Here is an 18,080-nt window from a genome sequence, read left to right as displayed (position 1 = left end):
GGCGGTTTTCTGAACAGACCTGGTAGCGATCGGTGTCCGGCCCTCGGACCGGCTACCGGGACGAATCGCTCGCACGGCTAGCGACGCCGCAGTTCGGCGAGGGACTCGCTCGCAGCCTGCTGCGGTGTCCACTTGCCGAGCAGGGTCTGGTCCAGCGCGTACTGGACCGTCTTGGTGACCGCAGCCCAGTCGGCATAGCTGAACGGCGGCAGGGTGACTGCGGCCAGGTCAGCGCCGATCTTCTGGCCGAAGTACGGGTTCGGCTGCTCCGGCTCCAACAACTGCGCGGCCGGCTTGTAGCCGATCAGGCCGAGTGCCTGCTGCTGCGCCTTGAGCCCTTCCGGGGTCAGCCACCACTTGACGAACTGGCGTACACCGTCGGGGTTGCGGGTACGGGCCAGGCCCGCGTACAGGCTGCCGCCGAAACCACCGGTCTGGACCGGTGCGTCAGCGGCCCACTTGGGCCAGGTCAGCAGGCGCCACTTGCCCGCCTGGTCCGGCACGTTCTTCGGCAGGGTGAGCGATCCCACCGAGAAGTTGGCGCCGAACCCGACCACCGTCTCGGACTTGACCGCGTCGAAGAACGACGGTTCCGCCCAGTAGCCGCGGTAGGCGATCTCCTCCTTCCGGCGCTGCGCGAAGTAGTCAAGGGTGTCGGCGACCAGCGCCGTATCGGCGACGACCGTGCCGTCCTCGGCGATCCACTGCCCGCCTCTGGAGTGGTAGAAGCCGTTGAAGTAGTTGAACCCGTCGACGCCACCCGGCTGCAGGAACAGGTATTTCTTGCCGCCGGTGGCCTGTTTGAGCGCACGGCCACCCTCCGCTATCGCGCTCCAGGTGTCCAGGGTGTCGACGTCGATGCCGTGCCTGGCGAGGGCCTCGCGGTTGACCCAGAGGCCCATGTTGCCCGGACCCATGAGAAACGCGTGGATCTTGCCGTTGAAGCCGAGCAGATAGCCGGGCGGAAAGTCCTTCTCGAGCGGGCCGAGGGTGTCGGTGAGGTCGAAAAACTGCCGGGTCCGGAAGAACTCGTCGGATCGGCGCAGAACGAGTTGCGTCACATCGGGCAGGCCCGTACCGCCGGTCAGCGCTACGAGCAGCCGCTCGTGCAGGTCATCGAGCGAGTAACTGACGATGTCGACGTCGAGATCAGGGTGTGCCGCCGCGAACGCCTCAAGATGTTGCTTCTGGTTGGTGGAAAAGGTCCAGATGGTCAACTTGTTCGAGGACCCGGAATCGTCGTCGCCGCACGCGGGCAGCAGCGATACACCGGCGAGGCTGGCGACTCCGCCGAGCAGGCGTCGTCTGGTGATGGTGGTCATGTGTCATCTCCCGATGGAACGGCCGTTGGCGTACCAGCGTCTGAGGTGGACGGACGAGCGTTGCCGGCGAGTCGCTCGCGGGCTCCCGCGAGCAGTCGTTCGGCGTCACGACGGGCGAGCCAGTCTCGGATGTCGGCGAAGTGGTCGCTCATCGCGGCAGCGGCACTTGCGTCGTCGCCGTTCCGCAGCGCGTCGACGATCGCCTGGTGCCGGGCGGCGCGGGCGTCGGCCGATGGAGGGGTCCGGTCCAGTCCGTGGCGCATCCGGTGGAACACCTCCCAGAACAGGTCGATCATCTGAAGGACGAGACGGTTGTCGAGCGGTTCGAACAGCCGCCGGTGGAACTGGCGGTCCAGTTCAGCGGCGATCGGCTCCACTTCGGCCTGCTGCATCGATTGCGCCAGCGCGTCGAGTTCCCGCAGGTCGGACGGTCTGATCGCCTGGCGCACCTTCGGCATCAGTCCCTCCTCCAACGACTCACGCAGCTCCAGCAACTCACGGAGGTCGCGTTCACTGAGCTGAAACCCGTACGGCAGGTTCTCCAGGATCGGCGCGAACGAGAACTCCGCGACATAGACACCGCCACCATGGCGCGCATGCAGCACGCCGACCGACTCCAGGGACTTGATCGCCTCGCGGAGCGACAGGCGACTGACGCTGAACGCGGAAGCCAGTTCGGCCTCCGATGGCAGTGCGTCCCCTGGGCGCAAGCCATGCTCGTCGATGTACCGGCGCAGATCCTCCTGGACCCGCCGGTAGAGCGGAATTCTCCCGGTAGTCATCAGATCAATTTAGAGGATTCATCTGCTAACTTGCTGACTCATCTGATGAGTTGCACCGTAGGGGCCGTGCGGGCGACAGTCAAGAGCCCGACACGACACCGACCCGGTACGTCAGCTGCCGGGCAGAGGCACCAGAGGAGTCCAGGTGACGAAGGCTGCTGGTAACCGTGGCGTCGTGGTCGTCGGCGGTGGCGCCGCCGGCATCGCAGCCGCCGTGTGTGCCGCCCGCGCTGGCGCGGCGACCACCCTGATCGAGGCACAGGGCTTCGTCGGCGGCAACTCCGCGATCCTGCCCTGGTTGGGATTCCACTCCCGGGACTACCGTCAGGTCGTGCGCGGCATCGCCGCCGAGCTCGTCACCGACCTCCACCGTCAGGGCCACGCATCCGGGTACGTCCTTGACCCGGTCTGCGGCTCCGCGGTCTCGCTGGACAACCACCACTACCGGATCCGGGTCATGCAACTCCTCCACGATGCCGGGGTACGACTGCTGTTGCACAGTCCAGTCGTCGGTGTCGACCGCCGCGACGACCGCGTCACCGCCGTGCACGTTGAGAACAAGTCCGGGCGGCAGTCCATCCCCGGCGACATCTTCATCGATGCCAGCGGCGACGGAGACGTCGGATACCACGCGGGCGCGACGTGGTCCAAGGGCCGCACGGCTGACGGACGCGTTCAGGCCCCGACCCTGGTCTTCCGCGTGGGCGGCGTCGACCGTACCGCCATGGTCGAAGGATTGCGCCGCGACCACGGCCTCTTCCGCGACCTGCTGGCCGACCACCCGACCGTCCTGGCCAAACTACTCGACCGGCTCCCCGAGCAGGACGTCATCGTCTTCGGCGGGTTCACCCGCGCACTCGCCGAAGCCAGACAAGCGGGCACCATCGATGTACCAGCCACCCGCGTCGTCGGCGTCAAGACCCACCCCACCGACGAGTTCGCGGCCGTCAGCACGAAAGTCGCCGACTTCGATCCCACCGACACCGCCGCGATCAGCCGGGCCTACACCGAGGCCTACGCCCAGATTCCACAGCTGCTCGCGTTCTTCACTAAGGCGATCCCCGGCTTCGCCGGTTGCCGCCTGCTTGAGATCGCGCCCATGCTCGGTATCCGGGAGAGTCGGCGTGTCCACGGCGACTACCTGCTCACCACCGACGATGTCAGCACCGGAGCGACGTTTCCTGACGCTGTCGCCATCGGCGCCTACCATATCGACATCCACCGCCCGGACGGCTCATGGGTCGACTCCAGGAGTGTACGGCCCTACGACATCCCGCTGCGCTGCCTGACCACCAAAGGGATCGAGAATCTCCTCATCGCTGGAAAGTGCGTGTCCGCCAGCCACGAAGCCCTGGCGTCCACCCGCGTCATACCAACCTGCATGGCCCAGGGCCAGGCCGCAGGCACCGTCGCCGCACTCGCCGCCGCCCGGGACACAGGCCCCCGCGAGGTTCCGTACAGTTCCCTGCTAAACCGCCTTCGGCACGACGGAGCGCAACTGCGAGAGACACTCCCACCCGCCGACCCCGCCCTGATCGAACGGTACGGAGCCCTGCCCACCTGATCGAAAGTGTGTCGATTTCCGGGGGACTGTGGGGTCCGTAACGCGATCGGCAGACGTTGTACTGGTACTTCCACCGATGAGGACGCCGGCGTGCCGGAGACACTCTCGCCGGGTCCCCAACGCCGGTGGCGGTTCGTTAGACTGCCGCGGCGATCAACGGGGAGGGTGGCATACATGCGGAAGATGGCATTGGCGGTGGCCGTGCTGGCCGGTGGCGCTTCGTTCGTGACGGCCGGGTGCGGATCGTCGGAGGGTGGCCGGTCGGTGTCGGTCGCGGCGTCGGCGACGAGTGGCGCACCGGCGCAGGAGCCGTCGGCGACCGTCGCGCCGACGGCGACGGCCGCGTCTTCGCCGACGCCGCGCAAGCCCGCGAAGTCGCCGGGCCGGTCGCCTGCGCCCAGGCGAACGACGTCCGCCGCGACGGGCTCGGCGCCGCCCTGGTGCATGCTGGCGGACCTGCGCTTCTCGTTGAGTCTGGGCAGTGGCGGCGGCGTGGGTATTCCCGGTTCGCTGCTGATGACCAACACGTCCGTGCGCCGCTGCGCGTTGTCGGGCTACCTGCTTCTGACCTGGCGTGACGCCAACGGCGCAGTGATTGCGGTGAGCGTGAACAAGCGACCCGACCCGCAGACCCCGCACACCGTGGCCATCGCGCCCGGAGGCCGGGGCATCGTCGGGCTCGGCTGGCAGCGTTACAAGAGCGAACCGCCGCCGGTGCTATGCACGCCGGTCCCCAAGACGCTCGAGGTCCGGCTGCCACCGACGGTGCAGAACCCGCACCCGGAGAACGGTCCCGCCAAACGGATCTCTTGGTTCACGGGTGACAGCGCGGGCATGTGCGGGCCAAAGGTGGACATGCTGCCGGTCGACGTCGTGTCCTGACGGATTTCGGCCGGATAGCGCCGCCAGCCGCGCTCGCACCGCGGTGGACCGCGGTGCGGGCGTGCGGACGCCGGTACGATCGACGCCCTGTGGGATCGGGTGAGAGCGTGTAGCGTCTGGGAGACGGATGGATCGCATTGACCGTGAACGTCTCACCATGGCTACGGTCACCGTCGACGTCGAACTTCTCTGGAACTGGGCCAATGAACCTTTTTCAACCTCCCCTTGCGGTCCGACGGACCGCAAGGTCGGACGCGGTGTGTAAGTGCCGCGCGGTCCAGGTTGAAAAAGGTTCAATGTAGAACCGGCGTTGGCGCGGAGGGACGGCGGGTCCGGCATTCTGCAATGCTAATCATACGGTTCAATCATGAAGCGGCAGGTATAAGGCGCCTTCCTCATCTGCCGCAGCGCACGCGCGGCGCTCGAACAGGGGCCACAGAGCGTGTCGGCGTACAGGTGGCGCGCGTCGTCCAATCACGCCGATGAGAGTCCATCCGGCGGAGCGTGGGGTGCGGCAACGATGCGAATCAGGCGTTCAGAAGACGTAGAAGGAGTAGCTGTAGGGGCGGCTTCGGTCGTAGATGGCACGCAATCGAGGCTGCCTGACCTCGGGCAGCCTGGCCAGGACGCTGAGGAAGATCTGTCCGTCCGGCTCGAACCGGTAACCCGGCAACAGTGCCGGCGGGGCCTCCGGCGGGATCGGGACCGATCGCCCGACCGGTTTCGGGGGTCGGTGGAAGGCGAGGTGCCGCCAGGCGTCCCAGGCCAGCGGAACAGGCTTCAACGGTGGAGCTACCGGCCACGGCTCGCCGGTTTGCGGATGTTCCGGGATAAGGGCGAAGTCGCCGTCGGCATCCGGAAGGCCGGGCCCAGCCAGGACCAGGACCAGGGTGCGCCCCGGCCCCGGGCCGACCGGGCCGACAAGACGGTCGAGAACGGGCTGGAAGACTTCGGCGACCTGGCGCTGCGGGATCATCATCGGGTCGCCGCCCGAGGCGGCCAGCACGTGTGCCAGCGCCGAGGCCACGGCGGCTGCCCACATCGGGTTCCAGCCGCCGCCTGGTTCGCACGGCGGGACACCGGGCCGTTGGTCGATCAGGTCTGCCCAGTCGAGCATCGGATGCGGGCCGGGAGCGTCGTCTATCACGCATGTGGTGAGTGGATCCAGCCAGGTCGCCTGCCGCAGGCCGCAGTCGTCGATCCGGACGGCCACCGGCGTGCCGCAGGTGACGCAGACCATGTTGGGCTCGCCGCCGTCGAGGCCGCAGCATGCGGAGTCGCCCACCAGCGCCGGGGCGATGATGGCGCCGCGTAAGTCCCCAGGGGTGAGTAACACCCGGCCGACTGGCCCGGTGGAGACGCTGAACCTCGGCGCGTACCAGCCGAGCGCCTCGATCTCACCGGCGCCGAGGTCGGCCCACCGGCGCCACGGCGGACCGGACGGCAGCGGATCCACCGCGAAGGTACCGGGCTCCAGGGCCGGGGGTAGTGAACCCGGCCCGTTCCCGTACTTCTGATCCGCATGGACGGGCACGGCCACCCTCGACACCGGAACCGTCAGAGTGGTTCCGCAGCCCCGGCAGCCGAAAACCGTCATGCATCCCCCACGTCGACCGAGGCCAATCTAGTTTGCCGGCGTACGCCGCCGGTCGAGCCGCGCGGCGCTCGCGGCATTTCTGTACCGGCCCGGCGCGCCTTGTTATCCCAGAACCGGAATCCGCCGGGTACGCCCCTGGCCGCGTACCGTCACCTACTCATCCCGTGCAAGGTAGCAATGCCGCCGGCGGCCTGCACTCGACTTCCTGTACGAGCGGACGGCATCCTCATCTGGCCGGGCTGCGGTCGTATCACCAGTCAACAGGTAGCCGCGATCCGCTTGGCGCGGATCGTGTCGAGCCGCTGGACACCGGGGTGGTCGTGCCGACGTGCGCACCTATGATGGGTACGTGCGGCTGGCGCAGGTCAATATAGCCCGTATGCGGGCCGGACCGGATTCGCCGATCATGGCGGGGTTTATGGCGGTGGTCGATCCGGTGTACCGGATCGCTGAGGGTAGCCCCGGGTTCGTATGGCGACTGCGCGGCGCTGGCGGGCACATGCCAACGTGCCGCGAGGCGCACGGGTGGCTGATTGTCAACGTCTCGGTCTGGGACTCCTACGAGGCTCTGCATCAGTTCGTCTACCGCAGCCGGCATGGCGGGCTGGTACGCCGGCGCGCCGAGTGGTTCTTGCCGACACCGCAACCGAGCACCGCCCTGTGGTGGGTCGCGGATGACCATCGGCCGGGGCTGGACGAGTCCCGGGCGCGGCTGACAATCTTGCGCCGCGAAGCCCCGTCGCCGCGCGCGTTCTCGCTCCGCCGTCGATTCGAACTCGACGGCACACCGAGCCGCCGGCACTGACGGCCGGGCACGCCGGCGACCGGCGCAGGTGTCGCAGGACAGCAATCCGTCCGGTTCTGCCGCAGTTCGTGCCCGGCTCGGGGCGCCGGTTTCGTCACCGTCTGTGTTCCCGGCCCTGACGATTGGCAGTGGCCAACGAGTGTGCGGCCAGCGGCGGTCGATCCATAGACTGCGGCGGTGAGGTATGACGAGTTCGAAGCGGCGATTCGCCATCTGGTCGCCAGGGCCAGCGACGACAACCTCCGTGTTTTCGGCGCTGAGACGGTCGTCCGTCTCGTCGGAGACGAACGGCTGGTTGACGTCGCAGTTGAGTATGAGCTCGACAAGGATGCCTCCGCGGCCCTCACCATCGCCCGCGAGAGCGCGCTGACAGCCAGCCCGGCCGAGTTGCGTGCGCAGCTGGCGCGCATTGGTGACGGCATCCTCACCGACGGCGACATGGATACCGAACTCCTGAACGTCATCTCCGCACTCGAACATTGGACGACCTACCTGGAGACGGGCCGGCGCGGCGAGCTCTACGAGCTCGCCATCCGCTCCATCGAACAGGTCGATTTCCAGGTCTCGGCCGACCTCAGCGACTTTTTGGCCAAACCCGAGATGGCCGCCGAGTACGAGCGGATCGAGCGTCTGCTTACCGCGTAGGGACGGCCGGAGCCGACGTTCCCGAGAAGCCGCTGGGGCACCGCCAGCCGCACTCACTCGGCACAGCGCTGACCAGGGTGCGACCTGTCGGGGTGGCGTAGGCGAGGAAGACGCCGAGTTGGCGGTTCTCTCCGTTCGTCCGGCAGCGCCGGAGTACTGGCGCTGGTGCACTCCTGCCGACTTCACACCCTTCTTGAGAAAGCCGGTCTCGTCGACGACGAGTACTCCGTCGTCGTGACCGAGATGCTCGGCCACGTAGGCGAACAAGTCGTCACGGATCGCGTCGGCATCCCACAACGACCCGTTGAGCAGCCTTTGCATCCGGTCCGGCGTCGCGTCGCCGGCGGCCTCGGCCAGGGTGCAACCGTTCTTCGCCGCCAACGGCGACAACAACCCGACCAGGTAACTGAGCGCCTGCTTGCGCGGCTGCGCACGCCCGAATTGGTGCGCGAACCGCGCCAGCAGATCATCCAGACCCGCCCGCCGTCCGACGATGTGATCAACCAACACAAGCGCGATAGCCTGCCTGGCCCGCCACCAGAGGAATCAGACACGAAGTGCGATCATCCGGCCAGCCGGACGCATAAGATCGACACCGACAGCTGAGGTATCGACGTCGAGGCGACACGATCATGCCGTTGAAATGCGGAAATTCCAATGCGCGCAGGTGCGGCTGGAGTACTAGAAGCTGCTGACCAACTTTACGAACGCCTCGTCGATGTCCTTCGGATCCTGGGCGTTGAAGGCCTTGCCGGCGGACGCCTTCGAAATCCGGTCCAGCGGGTCGAACTCGGATTGCTGATCGAAGGCGATACAGAAGATCTTCACCGGTCGCGCCGGATCCAGCTTGACGTCTTTGAGCAGGGTCGCGAGGTTGCCGCCGGTTGGGTGTTCGTTCTTGCCGTCGGTCAGCACCACGACCGCGTTGATCCGCGTCCGGTCGTAGTTGTTGAGCATGTGGCGGTGCGCCGCCCGTACCGTGGTGTAGAGCGCGGTCCCACCCTCGACATGCAGCTTCTTCAGCTTGCCTGTGAGGACCTTCTGGTTGAAGCCGGAGAGTGGCACCTCCTCGCCGTAGGGCGTCCTCGGTCGCTGCGCCGTCTCCGACGAGAACGACCACAGCGCCACCCGGTCCTCGGAGTTCAACAGGGCGAGTCCCTTGGCCGCGGCGTTGCTCGCCACCTCGAACCGGGTACGGTTCCCGATCCGGGCGGTCATCGAGCCGGAGGTGTCGATGGCGATGAGAATGTTGGCCTTCTTGCGAAGCGTGTCCCAACTGTCCAGGATCGCGCTCACCACGTTCGGCTCCGGCGGGTCGAAGTAGGTCAGCTCGGTGGTGCCGAGCCCGCGTACCGATGCGACGAGGGCGTCCGAGGCGTTGCGCTGGTGGTCGCGAAAGCCGAACTGACCGAAGGCCCGTTGCTGTGCCTCCTCCTGGAGGAAGTCCAGGAAGTCCTCGGCGGCCTCCCGCTGCCGCTGGTCAGCCGAGGGCAACACCACGTACGGGTGGTCGAGGTTGAACGTGCCCTCCTTGGGTTGCAGGGCGACCAGAGGCACGCTGGGCTTCTCGCCCACCTTCGGGCTCAGCATGCCCTCGTTGTAGAGGTAGACCAGCTCCTCCTGCATCACGATTGCGCTCATGTCGGTGGCGGTCGCCTGGTCCGCGCCGGACAGGTCAGCCTCGGCGAGGTCCCGGAGCAGGTCCACCGAGTCGTCGTTGTAGTGCGACACGTTGGCCTCGATACGGCGGACGAACTGGGTCACCGCAGGTCTGGCGAGGTCGGCCTCGGTCAGGTCGCTGGCCCGGTTGACCGCGGCGTAGTACGTCGCGATGGTGGCCGCCAGGCCGGAGGTGGACAGCTTCGGGTTGTCCTTGCCGAAGGTGAACTGTCCCCACCCGGGCCGCCCGAAAGTTGACCATCCGGCGTCGCCGGACAGGCCCAGGATCTCGCCCCAGCCGAGCTGGCCGCGCTGTTGGAGTACCTCGGCCTTTGGTTGTGGCATCGCGATGACCAGCGGACTGTTCGCAATGGACGGGTATTTGTCCGGGGTCTGCACGGGCCGCCCAGCCGCCTCGTCCAACAGCTTCAACTGGCCGGTCCACAAGCTGGACGTCGGCAGCCACACCTGTGGTTCGGGAAGGTTGGGTTCCTGGGCGGCCCAGCCGCCGCCCAGCGCCTCCATGGCTCGGCCCGAGGTTATGCCGTGCACGGTGACGGTCGCGCAGTTGTCCCCGAAGCTCCGGTCGCTGTCGTTGTAGCGCCGGGCAAGTTGGCTGATCAGGGTGCTCTTCTCCGAGGAGGAGCTAACCTCCAGCGGTACGCAGTTCACCGCGTCCACGCGGTCCGCTGGATCAGTCTGGACGATCAGGTAGGCGGCGGCGATGACGGCGATCCCGGCCCCGATGGCCACCGTGTACGGCAACCAGGCTCGGACATTCTTGCTACCTGAAGCCATGCGATCCTCCGGGGTCAGCGTACTGGGCAGCGTTTCCCCACCTCACCCGGACCTCGGGATGCCCGGAGATGGGGCGAGGGGGTCAGGGCTTCGGTGCGGAAGGTGGGCGCTCGGTTGCCGGGCCGCTCGCGGCGGAGTCCGCCTGGGGTGGAGCTGCCATCGCCGCGGCGGTGAGCACGCGGATCGTGTAGACCACGAGGAATGTCACCGATCCGGTGACCGCCCCCATGCTGATCGCGGTGGATGCCACGTAACCGGCTGCCGCACCGACCGCCCCGAGGAAGATCGCGGTCGAGACGCCCCACGGGTTGCCGAGCTCGCCGCGCAAGCGTCGGGGCCAGGGGTCCCGTTTCGGGCTGGTCGGTCGCACCGCGGCGCTGGCGCGTACGGGTCCCGACCGGGGTGGGGCGACCTGGCTCGGCATCGGGCTGGTGGGTGCTGGTCTGGGCGGCACCGGCGCGGCGGTGGCAGGTACCGGCTCCGGCCGGGGCGGCGTGGCCCGGCCGCTCGCCGAACTGGCGGGCACCGGCGCGGTGGCCGTCGCGTTGCCCTCCTTCAGGACCGCCTCCATCGGCACGGCCTTCGCAGGCCAAGGGGCGTACCCGAGCAGGCGCAGCAGGACCTGCTCGGAGTGGGGGCGGACCAGGGGATTCTTGTCCAGGCATCGCCTGACCAACTCGTCGAGCACGTCAGGCAGCTCAGGCAGGTCGGGTGGTTCGTGGAGTACCCGGTGCATCACCGTGGCTATCGAATCGTTGCCGAACGGTGCTCTGCCGGCTGCCGCGAATACCAGGGTCGCCGCCCAGGCGAACACATCGCAGGCCGGGCCGATGTCGTTGTCACGGAACCGCTCCGGCGCCATGTATGGCGCGGTACCCACGATCTGCCGGGTCATCGTCTCGCTGGTGTTGAGCGCGCGAGCGATGCCGAAGTCGATGACCCGAGGACCGTCCGCGCCGAGAATGACGTTGTCCGGCTTGAGATCGCAGTGGACCACGTCGGCCCGGTGGATCGTGGTAACCGCGGTGGCTGTACCGACGGCCAGCCGGTGCAACGCGTTTCCGGAGATCGGTCCTTGCTCGCGGACGTGCCGGTACAGGGTCGGCCCGGCGATGAACTCGCTGACCACGTACGGCGTGTCGCCGTCCACCTCGGCGTGGAGTATCTGCGCGGTACAGAAGGGCGCGACCTGCCGGGCGGCGGCGATCTCCCTGACGAACCGCGTCTTGGCCTTCGGGTCGTGGCGCAGGTCAACGTTGATCATCTTGATCGCGACGTGCTGCCCGGCGCCGTCGCGCCCCAGGTAGACGACGCCCTGCCCGCCCATGCCGAGCCGGCCGAGCACCTGGTACGGCCCGATTGCGCGCGGATCATGCGAACTCAACGGTGTGCTACTCGGTGTCGCCGCTGCCCCCTGTGTCAATCCGACTCCCTGATGCGACCGATCATCTGCACGCCGTGAAAGCACGGTCATGGTGCCATGTCCGCGCCACAAAGGGGTGTGCCCCGTCACCGACACCCGCCCACCAGGGGACCGGGTGGCCGCTCGCCAGCGGCTCGGTGTGATGTGGGAACGAGTGCAGCCACCGTCGATCATGGGCGGCTGTGTGGACTGACCATGACGCGGCGGTGGCTGCGGGATGCAGGGTAGACGCCCAACGGTGGCGGGTGTTGTTCGACGGCGTGACGTTGACGGACGGGCTGCTGTCCGCTGTTCAGCGGGTGGGCCTGACGGTGAAGAACTCGACGGCGTCGATCTAGCCTGGGCGGCCCCGGCCTACAGGTTGTTTGAGTAGAAGTTGACGAGCCGATCGACGGCGGCGTCGACGTACTCGGGCACGTCGTACATCTCATAGTGGCCGGCGCCGTCGATCACCATGAGATCGACCGGGTTGGGCGCTAGCTTCCAGAGCTGCATGCCGGACTCGTAGGAGCCGGTGTTGCCGATGCGTCCGGCGAGGATGACCTGGAGCGGTTGGGTCATGAGCTGGTCGACCAGGTGGTACGCGTCGTAGCCCAGGAGCAGCGAGTCGCCGCGCGAGAGGCGGCGGTTGGTCGAGTGCTCGTTCCTGCCTCGCCTGGTGCGGTAGAAGGTGATCGCCTGGGTGGTGTCGATGTCGGTCAGGCCGGCCGTGGCGGCGTCCTCCAGGGTGTCGGGCAGCCAGTTCGCGCGGTTCAGCGTGCCGGTGCGGGTCTCCTCGGTGCGTGCGCGGGCCATGGTGTCGAGCGCGGCAGCGGGGCCGTCCGGCTGGAAGCTGCGGAACGACGTGCCCATGTTGCCCGGGACGACCGTGCCGACCGCCTTGATGCGGTGGTCCGTGCGGGCGGTGTGCACCGCATAGCCGCCGCCGGCGCAGATGCCGAGCACGCCGATGCGGTCCGGGTCGATGCCGGGGATGGTGCTGAGCGCGTCGATCGCGTAGGAGATGTCCTCGCCGCGGCGGTACGGATCTTCGAGGTCGCGGGGCTCGCCGCCGCTCTGGCCCTGGTGGGCGGGGTCGAACACAAGCGCTGCGATACCCCGGGCGGCGAGGCGCGATGCGTAGTTCGCGCCGATCTGCTCCTTGACGCTGCTGCCGGGCGTGGAGAGCACCACTGTGCGCAGCGGTTCGGTCTCGTCGATGTCGTCGGGCAGGTGGAGGTCGGCCGCGAGCTCGATCGGTCCGCGCTGGATCGTGATGTGCTGAAGCACCTGATGGCCTCTCTCGCGTAGGGTTCGTTCGAAAGCCGACCAGTTCGAAGTCGCTGTTAGTACGGTTTCGAACTAGCCCTGAACTGTACCACCTACCTAAAGGAGCTCGTGTGTCGATCGATGCCGCGCAGCTGTGGACGCTGAACCATCGCCTGCTGACCGTCGTGCTGGACGCCTGCAGCGCCGAGCTGGCCGAGCTCGGACTGGAGACGAAGGAGTTCTTCGTGCTCGCCGAGGTGGCCGGGTCGCCGTATCCGGCAGGGCTCGCGGCGACGCTGGTGATCCCCAAGGCGAGCGTGACGGTCTACGTTCGCAACCTCGTCGCCAAGGGGTTCATGCGACGCGAGATCGACGAGGGAGACCTGCGGCGGCATCGGCTCGTCCTGACCGCCGAGGGCGAGGTGGCGCGGGACCGTGCGCTCGCAGCGCTCGCGACAGAGTTCGACCGCAGGCTGGCGAAGATCGGGCCGCGCGATCGCACCGACCTGCACCGGATCCTCTTGGCCCTGCTCGAGCCCGCGCAGTAGCTCGGCCCCCGCCCGCAAATGGTTCCATTCCATTCTAGTTCGAAACTGTACTAGAGCGAGATTGTAGGACACAGGCTGGGCATCAGGGTAGTTGTGCGGTGAGGATGTATCCGTTGTCGGGTGCGGGGTGATGGTTGAGTTTTCCGCCGGCGAGGTCAACGCGTTCGGTGAGGCCGAGTAGGCCGAATCCCGATGCCGGTGGTTGTGCGTTTTATTGTGGTGGCTGGGGAATTGCGGACGCTGACGTTGAGTTTGTCGACCGCTGTCGTTCGAGGATGATGTGTATATGTGCGCCTGGAGCGTGTTTCGCGGCGCTGGTCAGTCCTTCTTGGACGACCCGGTGGCAGGTTCGTCCGACGACGACAGACGGTATTCCCGCCACGGTGGCGGTAAGGGTGACGTCCAGTCCGGATGTGCGGGCGTCGGCCACCAGGTCGGGGATTCGCTCGAGGGAGAATTGTGGCGGTTCCGGGTGGCCCGGGTGGCCCGGAGCACACCGAGGACATCGCGTAGTTCTTCCAGGGCTTGGCGGGAGTCCTCGGCGATGCCGCGGATCAGCACGCGGCTTTCCTCGGTTCTGAGTTCGCTGCGGTGATCCAGCACTCCGGCCTGCATGGCGACCAGGGAGATCCGGTGCGCGAGCACGTCGTGCATCTCGCGGGCGATCCGGTTGCGTTCCAGGGCCCGTGCCTGCGCTGCTCGTGCGGTCTGTTCCCGCGCGCCGCGTGTCGAAGTGCGGTCCTTGCGAGACCGGGCGGAGAGCGCGGAACCGAGGGCCATGCCCACGGCCACCGCGATGCCCGCGGTCAGTGCTGGCAACGCAAGCTGGAACCACAACGAGCCGGGCGGGCTCTGGAACTGGTAGAACCTGACAGCGAACTCTGACGCGGTCACGTAGGCCAGCCCGACGACCCCGATCTCCACCGGACGACGGGTGGAGATCGAGCCCAGCGCCACAAGCGCGGCGCCGGTGGCGAGTGCCGACGCGGTCGAGGCGATCGCGACCGTCAAGGCGACGACGAGCGGGAACCGCCGCCGCCGCAGAAGCGCTGTCAGGCAGCCGAGAGCCACCAGCGGATCACCGATGAGGACCCAGGAGCCCGTTTCGGCCGCCTGCCACCGCAGCTTGCTATCCACGGACAAAACCACACCGTCGCAGCAGCTCAGAATGAACCTGCTGCTGGGGTACTATGCTCGGACCAGTGGGGACCAGGCAGGAGATCGGCGCACTACCGCCCGAGGCTGATTTGGCTCGGGCCGACTCGTTGGCCCGAGGAATCTTCTCGGATGTGGCCAACAAGTGGTCGCTGCTGATCATCGAGTTCCTCGGGCAGCGGACGATGCGCTTCAACGAACTGCGCCGCGAGGTCGGAGACATCAGTCACAAGGTCCTGACCCAGAACCTGCGGACGTTGGAGCGCAACGGCCTGGTCGAGCGGACAGTGCACCCCACCGTCCCGCCCAGCGTCGAGTATTCACTCACCGAGGCCGGCGTCGCACTGCGCGAGGTGGTCGACGGTATGTGCGGCTGGACACAGACCTTCCTCAAACACATCGAGGCGTCCCGCGCCCGCTTCGACGACGCCTAGTTGTACTGCCCAGGGAGGTTGGTTAAGCGGCTGATGGGTGGGCGTTTGCCGATCGCGGTGTGGGGCCTGTGATGGTTGTACTCGTGTAGCCAGGCGGGTAGGGCGTTTCGGCGGGCCGACTCGCTGGAGTACATCCGTTTGAACGCCCAGCCCTGGATCATGGTGCGGTGGAAGCGTTCAACCTTGCCGAAGCTCCTATGGGTGTCAACCCTTCCGGGCTGGCAGGGCTGTGGGTTGGGTCAGCAGCTGGTAGGCCTCTCGTGCGATGTAGCGCTTGAGTCAGCGGATGATCTCTTTCTTGGTTTTGCCGTCGGCGGTGCGCCGGTTGACGTAGGCGCGGGTGGCCGGATCCCAGGCCATGCGGGTGACGGCGAGGATGTAGAGGCCCAGTTGGCTTACCGGTCACCGCCGCGGTTGAGGCGATGCCGGTGGGTTTTGCCCGATGATGCCGGGATAGGGGCAGCGCCGCAGAGGTGTGCGAAGGCAGACTCGCTGCGCATGCGGTCGGGGTTGTCGCCGGCGGCGACCAGGAGCGCGGCGATTGTTTGGGTTCCGGGTCCCTTGACCGCGACCAGTTGCGGGGCTGCCTGCTCGGTCAGGCGGGTGAGGTGCCGGTCGAGAGCGGTGATCTCGTCGTCGAGCTGTTGGTAGCGGCGGGCGAGACTGCGCATGGCCAGCTTCGTGACCTGCATGGAGGGGTTGGGATGCGGGCCGGGCCGGCCAGCACCGCCCGCGCGGCGGCTTCGGCGTCAAGGGTGTCGCTCTTGTCGGCGTACGGATGAACGTGCCCAGGTAGGTACGGACGAACGGGACCAGCCTCATGCCCAAGATCCGAGAGGTAGATGGTGGTGCCCGATCTGCTGAAACCTCCTACCGCGCCGCTTCCGCTCCTCGCCGCTGCGCGGCTGCGGTGCGGGTCGGCTTGCTCCCGAAGCACTACCCGCAGCGCTCGCGCAGCGCATTCAGCCTCTACCTGCTCGACGATCCCGCTCGGGTCGTCTGCAGACCCTGCAACGACAGGCTGAGGTGCTCGTCGATCGATGACCGCTTCGGCCTGATCAAGAAGGTCCTTGGTGGGTACGGCGAGTTGGGCACGTTCACGCGTACCTGACTGGCCAGGCCAACCTGTACGCCGACAGCTCTTGCCGTGTCGGCGGCGTGCTGAGCGGTCGGGACGGTTGACCTCGAAGACCTGGTGTTCTGCGGCACGGAGGTGTCGCACCAGGCCGGCGCCCCAGCTTCCGGTTCCCTCGACGCCGAACGCCTCGATCGTGCCGAGTTCGGCGGCCCATTGCTCGAGATGGGCGTAACCAGACGGAGTGGTGGCGAAGGAGTTGGCGTCCAGCCGGCGGCCGAGTTGGTCCAGGGCGACCGCGACGTGGACATCAGCGTGAGTATCGACGCCGACGGTGACGAGGACACGGTTCCTGCGATGGTGGAAGCTGTCACTGTTTGCCTCCGAGCTCGAGGTAGCGGTGGCAACGCCGCTCGAGCCGGTGGACAGAACTGCGATGGGGCCTCTGGCCAGGCTCCTATCAGGTCACACGCTCACCAGCGATGCCGGTAACGTGCTCTTCCGGGCCAGCCGACAATTCGGCAACAAGGCACTCGGGCCGGTTGGTTTAGGAGTCAGACCGCCCCGGACGAGCACCCACCAAGCCTCGCAGTTGGTTTGTGGTCGGTAGGGGCGGGTGCGTTTGGCGGTGATGCCGAGTTGGATGCAGGCGTCGGGCCAGGCGTGGCAGCGGTAGCAACTGCCGTTGTCGGAGAGCGCTCGTTGGGTGACGACGCCGCGGTCGCTGAACCAGGTGACGGTCCGATGCAGGACACCGATGGCGGTGGCGACGGTTTCGTCGTCGTGGATTTCGGCGTAGGCGACGCGGTTGTGGTCGTCGATGACGGTGTGCACGTAGGCGGTGCCGATTATGGGGTTGTAGTGCTTGTTGCGGGGTTTACTCGCGGTGGCGTTGCGGTTCCTTCTGCCCCGGGCGGGTCCGACGTAGCGCCAACCGCCGCCGTCGGGGATGTTGCCGAACTTCTTGACGTCGACGTGCAGCAGTGAACCTTTTTCAACCTCCCCTTGCGGTCCGTCGGAGCGCGAGGTCGGACGCGGTGTGTGAGCGCCGCGCGGTTCAGGTTGAAAAAGGTTCAGTGATCCGGGGTCGGATGTTCGTAGCGGCGGACGGGTTCGCCGGTGACCCGGTCGATGTGTGAGAGCCGGTTGAGTCGGCACCGTGTGAGTACGGCGTGCACCGTTGATGGGGCTATGCCGAGGCGGTCTCCGATCGCGACCGGCCCGAGACGGTGTTTCCACCGCAGGTGCACGATCTTGCGGACCGCGGGTTGTGGTGTCGTCCTCGGCTGCGAGACCGGCCGTGACGGACGGTCTCGCATGCCGGCCCCACCCGGCATCCGGTAGCGGTCCGCCCACCGTTTCGCGGTCGGCCATGACACGTCGTAGCGTTCGGCGGCCCGCGCGACGGGCCATCCGTCATCCACGACGAGCTTGGCCAGACGCAGTCGGGCGCGCGGGGTCAGTGCTGCCTTAGCGCGAGACACGAGGACCTCCTGGTCAATGGTGTGGTCGCCTTCAGCAGCTCCACTCCACGACAGGAGGTCCTCGCTATCAAGATCCGTCAGGTCGTGTCGTCACACAACCTCAACCAACGTGCCTGGTCAGTACAACTAGTCCAGCACGGCCACAGCCTCGACCTCGACCAGGTGCTCGGGGACGTCCAGGGCCACGATGCCGAACAGCGAGGCCGGCGCGGCGATCGTGACGCCCAGCCGGGCCGAGGCGCGGGCGATGCCGTCGAGCAGCTCCGGCATGAGGGCGGGTTGCCAATCGACGACGTGGGCGGTCAGCTTCACCACGTCGTCGAACGTGGCGCCGGCGGCGGCCAGGGCGGTACCGACGTTCAGGTAAGCCTGCTCGACCTGCGTGGCGAAGTCACCGCCGTCCCACGCGACCTGCCCGGCAACGTGGATCAGCCGCGAACCAGTGGCCACCGACACCTGGCGGTAGATCGGGATCTCGGGAAGGCCGGGCGCGTCAATCAACGTAACAGTCATACCGACGACCGTACGGAGGCTGGCCCCGAGCTCGGAAGAACGCACTTTTCCCATCCCAGGGCACTCCTAGGTAACCGCCCTGCCGCTCAGAACGGATCTTCTACTGGAGTACTAATAGTGCTTTGTTAGGTTTTCCGGTGTGTTGA

The 18,080-nt window shown here is 67.2% G+C and carries 16 protein-coding genes and 4 pseudogenes; 7 read left to right on the top strand and 13 right to left on the bottom strand.

Annotated features, from left to right (window positions below):
* Window positions 1-77: 77 nt before the first annotated feature.
* Both ACQEVC_RS24650 and ACQEVC_RS24645 read right to left on the bottom strand, forming a co-directional pair.
* Window positions 78-1,322, bottom strand: coding sequence for an ABC transporter substrate-binding protein (locus ACQEVC_RS24650; RefSeq protein ID WP_432881625.1), 1,245 nt, complete (start codon window positions 1,320-1,322; stop codon window positions 78-80).
* Complete coding sequence (locus ACQEVC_RS24645; protein WP_432881622.1) at window positions 1,319-2,104, bottom strand: FadR/GntR family transcriptional regulator; 786 nt, start codon at window positions 2,102-2,104, stop codon at window positions 1,319-1,321. The genes ACQEVC_RS24650 and ACQEVC_RS24645 overlap by 4 nt, the downstream gene beginning before the upstream one ends.
* 145 nt (window positions 2,105-2,249) lie before the next feature.
* Between ACQEVC_RS24645 and ACQEVC_RS24640 the strand changes: the two genes are divergently transcribed.
* Window positions 2,250-3,668: an FAD-dependent oxidoreductase gene (locus tag ACQEVC_RS24640; protein WP_432881619.1), complete on the top strand. Its 1,419-nt coding sequence runs from the start codon at window positions 2,250-2,252 to the stop codon at window positions 3,666-3,668.
* Between the two features lie 174 nt (window positions 3,669-3,842).
* Window positions 3,843-4,550 (top strand): DUF4232 domain-containing protein, encoded by a 708-nt coding sequence (locus ACQEVC_RS24635; RefSeq protein ID WP_432881617.1) that lies wholly within the window; start codon window positions 3,843-3,845, stop codon window positions 4,548-4,550.
* Window positions 4,551-5,085: 535 nt separating this feature from the next.
* Here the strand turns inward: ACQEVC_RS24635 and ACQEVC_RS24630 are convergent.
* Entirely contained in the window at window positions 5,086-6,147 is a 1,062-nt protein-coding gene (locus ACQEVC_RS24630) for a hypothetical protein (protein ID WP_432881614.1), read from the bottom strand.
* A gap of 349 nt (window positions 6,148-6,496) precedes the next feature.
* Between ACQEVC_RS24630 and ACQEVC_RS24625 the strand changes: the two genes are divergently transcribed.
* Complete coding sequence (locus ACQEVC_RS24625) at window positions 6,497-6,952, top strand: DUF3291 domain-containing protein (protein WP_432881613.1); 456 nt, start codon at window positions 6,497-6,499, stop codon at window positions 6,950-6,952.
* A 177-nt stretch (window positions 6,953-7,129) separates the two neighbouring features.
* On the top strand, window positions 7,130-7,597 hold the full coding sequence (locus ACQEVC_RS24620; RefSeq protein ID WP_432881610.1) for a hypothetical protein: 468 nt from the start codon (window positions 7,130-7,132) through the stop codon (window positions 7,595-7,597).
* Between the two features lie 70 nt (window positions 7,598-7,667).
* Here the strand turns inward: ACQEVC_RS24620 and ACQEVC_RS24615 are convergent.
* The 4 genes and pseudogenes from ACQEVC_RS24615 to ACQEVC_RS24600 all read right to left on the bottom strand — a co-directional run.
* Window positions 7,668-8,092, bottom strand: a pseudogene (locus tag ACQEVC_RS24615) (transposase); the annotation flags it as partial.
* Between the two features lie 186 nt (window positions 8,093-8,278).
* Window positions 8,279-10,054: a substrate-binding domain-containing protein gene (locus ACQEVC_RS24610; RefSeq protein ID WP_432881608.1), complete on the bottom strand. Its 1,776-nt coding sequence runs from the start codon at window positions 10,052-10,054 to the stop codon at window positions 8,279-8,281.
* A gap of 82 nt (window positions 10,055-10,136) precedes the next feature.
* Entirely contained in the window at window positions 10,137-11,438 is a 1,302-nt protein-coding gene (locus tag ACQEVC_RS24605) for a serine/threonine protein kinase (RefSeq protein WP_432881606.1), read from the bottom strand.
* A 393-nt stretch (window positions 11,439-11,831) separates the two neighbouring features.
* Window positions 11,832-12,746, bottom strand: a complete 915-nt coding sequence (locus ACQEVC_RS24600; protein ID WP_432881603.1) for an alpha/beta hydrolase — start codon at window positions 12,744-12,746, stop codon at window positions 11,832-11,834.
* Window positions 12,747-12,856: 110 nt separating this feature from the next.
* On the opposite strand from ACQEVC_RS24600, the gene ACQEVC_RS24595 reads away from it, so the two are divergent.
* On the top strand, window positions 12,857-13,273 hold the full coding sequence (locus ACQEVC_RS24595) for a MarR family winged helix-turn-helix transcriptional regulator (RefSeq protein WP_432881601.1): 417 nt from the start codon (window positions 12,857-12,859) through the stop codon (window positions 13,271-13,273).
* 318 nt (window positions 13,274-13,591) lie between these two features.
* Here the strand turns inward: ACQEVC_RS24595 and ACQEVC_RS24590 are convergent, their stop codons facing one another.
* Entirely contained in the window at window positions 13,592-14,410 is an 819-nt protein-coding gene (locus tag ACQEVC_RS24590; RefSeq protein ID WP_432881599.1) for a sensor histidine kinase, read from the bottom strand.
* Between the two features lie 65 nt (window positions 14,411-14,475).
* Between ACQEVC_RS24590 and ACQEVC_RS24585 the strand changes: the two genes are divergently transcribed.
* Window positions 14,476-14,862 carry a winged helix-turn-helix transcriptional regulator gene (locus ACQEVC_RS24585; RefSeq protein WP_432881597.1) on the top strand — a complete coding sequence of 129 codons (387 nt, stop codon included), beginning with the start codon at window positions 14,476-14,478 and terminating at the stop codon, window positions 14,860-14,862.
* Here the strand turns inward: ACQEVC_RS24585 and ACQEVC_RS24580 are convergent.
* Window positions 14,859-15,083 (bottom strand): annotated as a pseudogene (locus tag ACQEVC_RS24580) (integrase core domain-containing protein); the annotation flags it as partial. The gene ACQEVC_RS24585 and the pseudogene ACQEVC_RS24580 overlap by 4 nt on opposite strands.
* A 174-nt stretch (window positions 15,084-15,257) precedes the next feature.
* Complete coding sequence (locus ACQEVC_RS24575; RefSeq protein ID WP_432881595.1) at window positions 15,258-15,554, bottom strand: transposase; 297 nt, start codon at window positions 15,552-15,554, stop codon at window positions 15,258-15,260.
* A gap of 128 nt (window positions 15,555-15,682) precedes the next feature.
* On the opposite strand from ACQEVC_RS24575, the gene ACQEVC_RS24570 reads away from it, so the two are divergent.
* A complete protein-coding gene (locus ACQEVC_RS24570; RefSeq protein WP_432881594.1) occupies window positions 15,683-15,973 on the top strand; it encodes a hypothetical protein in 291 nt (96 codons plus the stop codon).
* A gap of 51 nt (window positions 15,974-16,024) precedes the next feature.
* On the opposite strand, the pseudogene ACQEVC_RS24565 reads toward ACQEVC_RS24570, so the two are convergent.
* From ACQEVC_RS24565 to ACQEVC_RS24555, 3 genes and pseudogenes are all read right to left on the bottom strand, one after another.
* Window positions 16,025-16,366: pseudogene (locus ACQEVC_RS24565) on the bottom strand (IS110 family transposase); the annotation flags it as partial.
* 162 nt (window positions 16,367-16,528) lie between these two features.
* Window positions 16,529-17,421 (bottom strand): annotated as a pseudogene (locus tag ACQEVC_RS24560) (DDE-type integrase/transposase/recombinase); the annotation flags it as partial.
* 126 nt (window positions 17,422-17,547) lie between these two features.
* Window positions 17,548-17,934: a RidA family protein gene (locus ACQEVC_RS24555; RefSeq protein WP_432891675.1), complete on the bottom strand. Its 387-nt coding sequence runs from the start codon at window positions 17,932-17,934 to the stop codon at window positions 17,548-17,550.
* Between the last annotated feature and the right edge of the window lie 146 nt (window positions 17,935-18,080).

Origin of the sequence: Plantactinospora sp. CA-294935, assembly GCF_050936445.1 — a bacterium.
Classification (GTDB): domain Bacteria; phylum Actinomycetota; class Actinomycetes; order Mycobacteriales; family Micromonosporaceae; genus Plantactinospora.
This window is presented reverse-complemented; position numbering and strand designations above follow the sequence as displayed.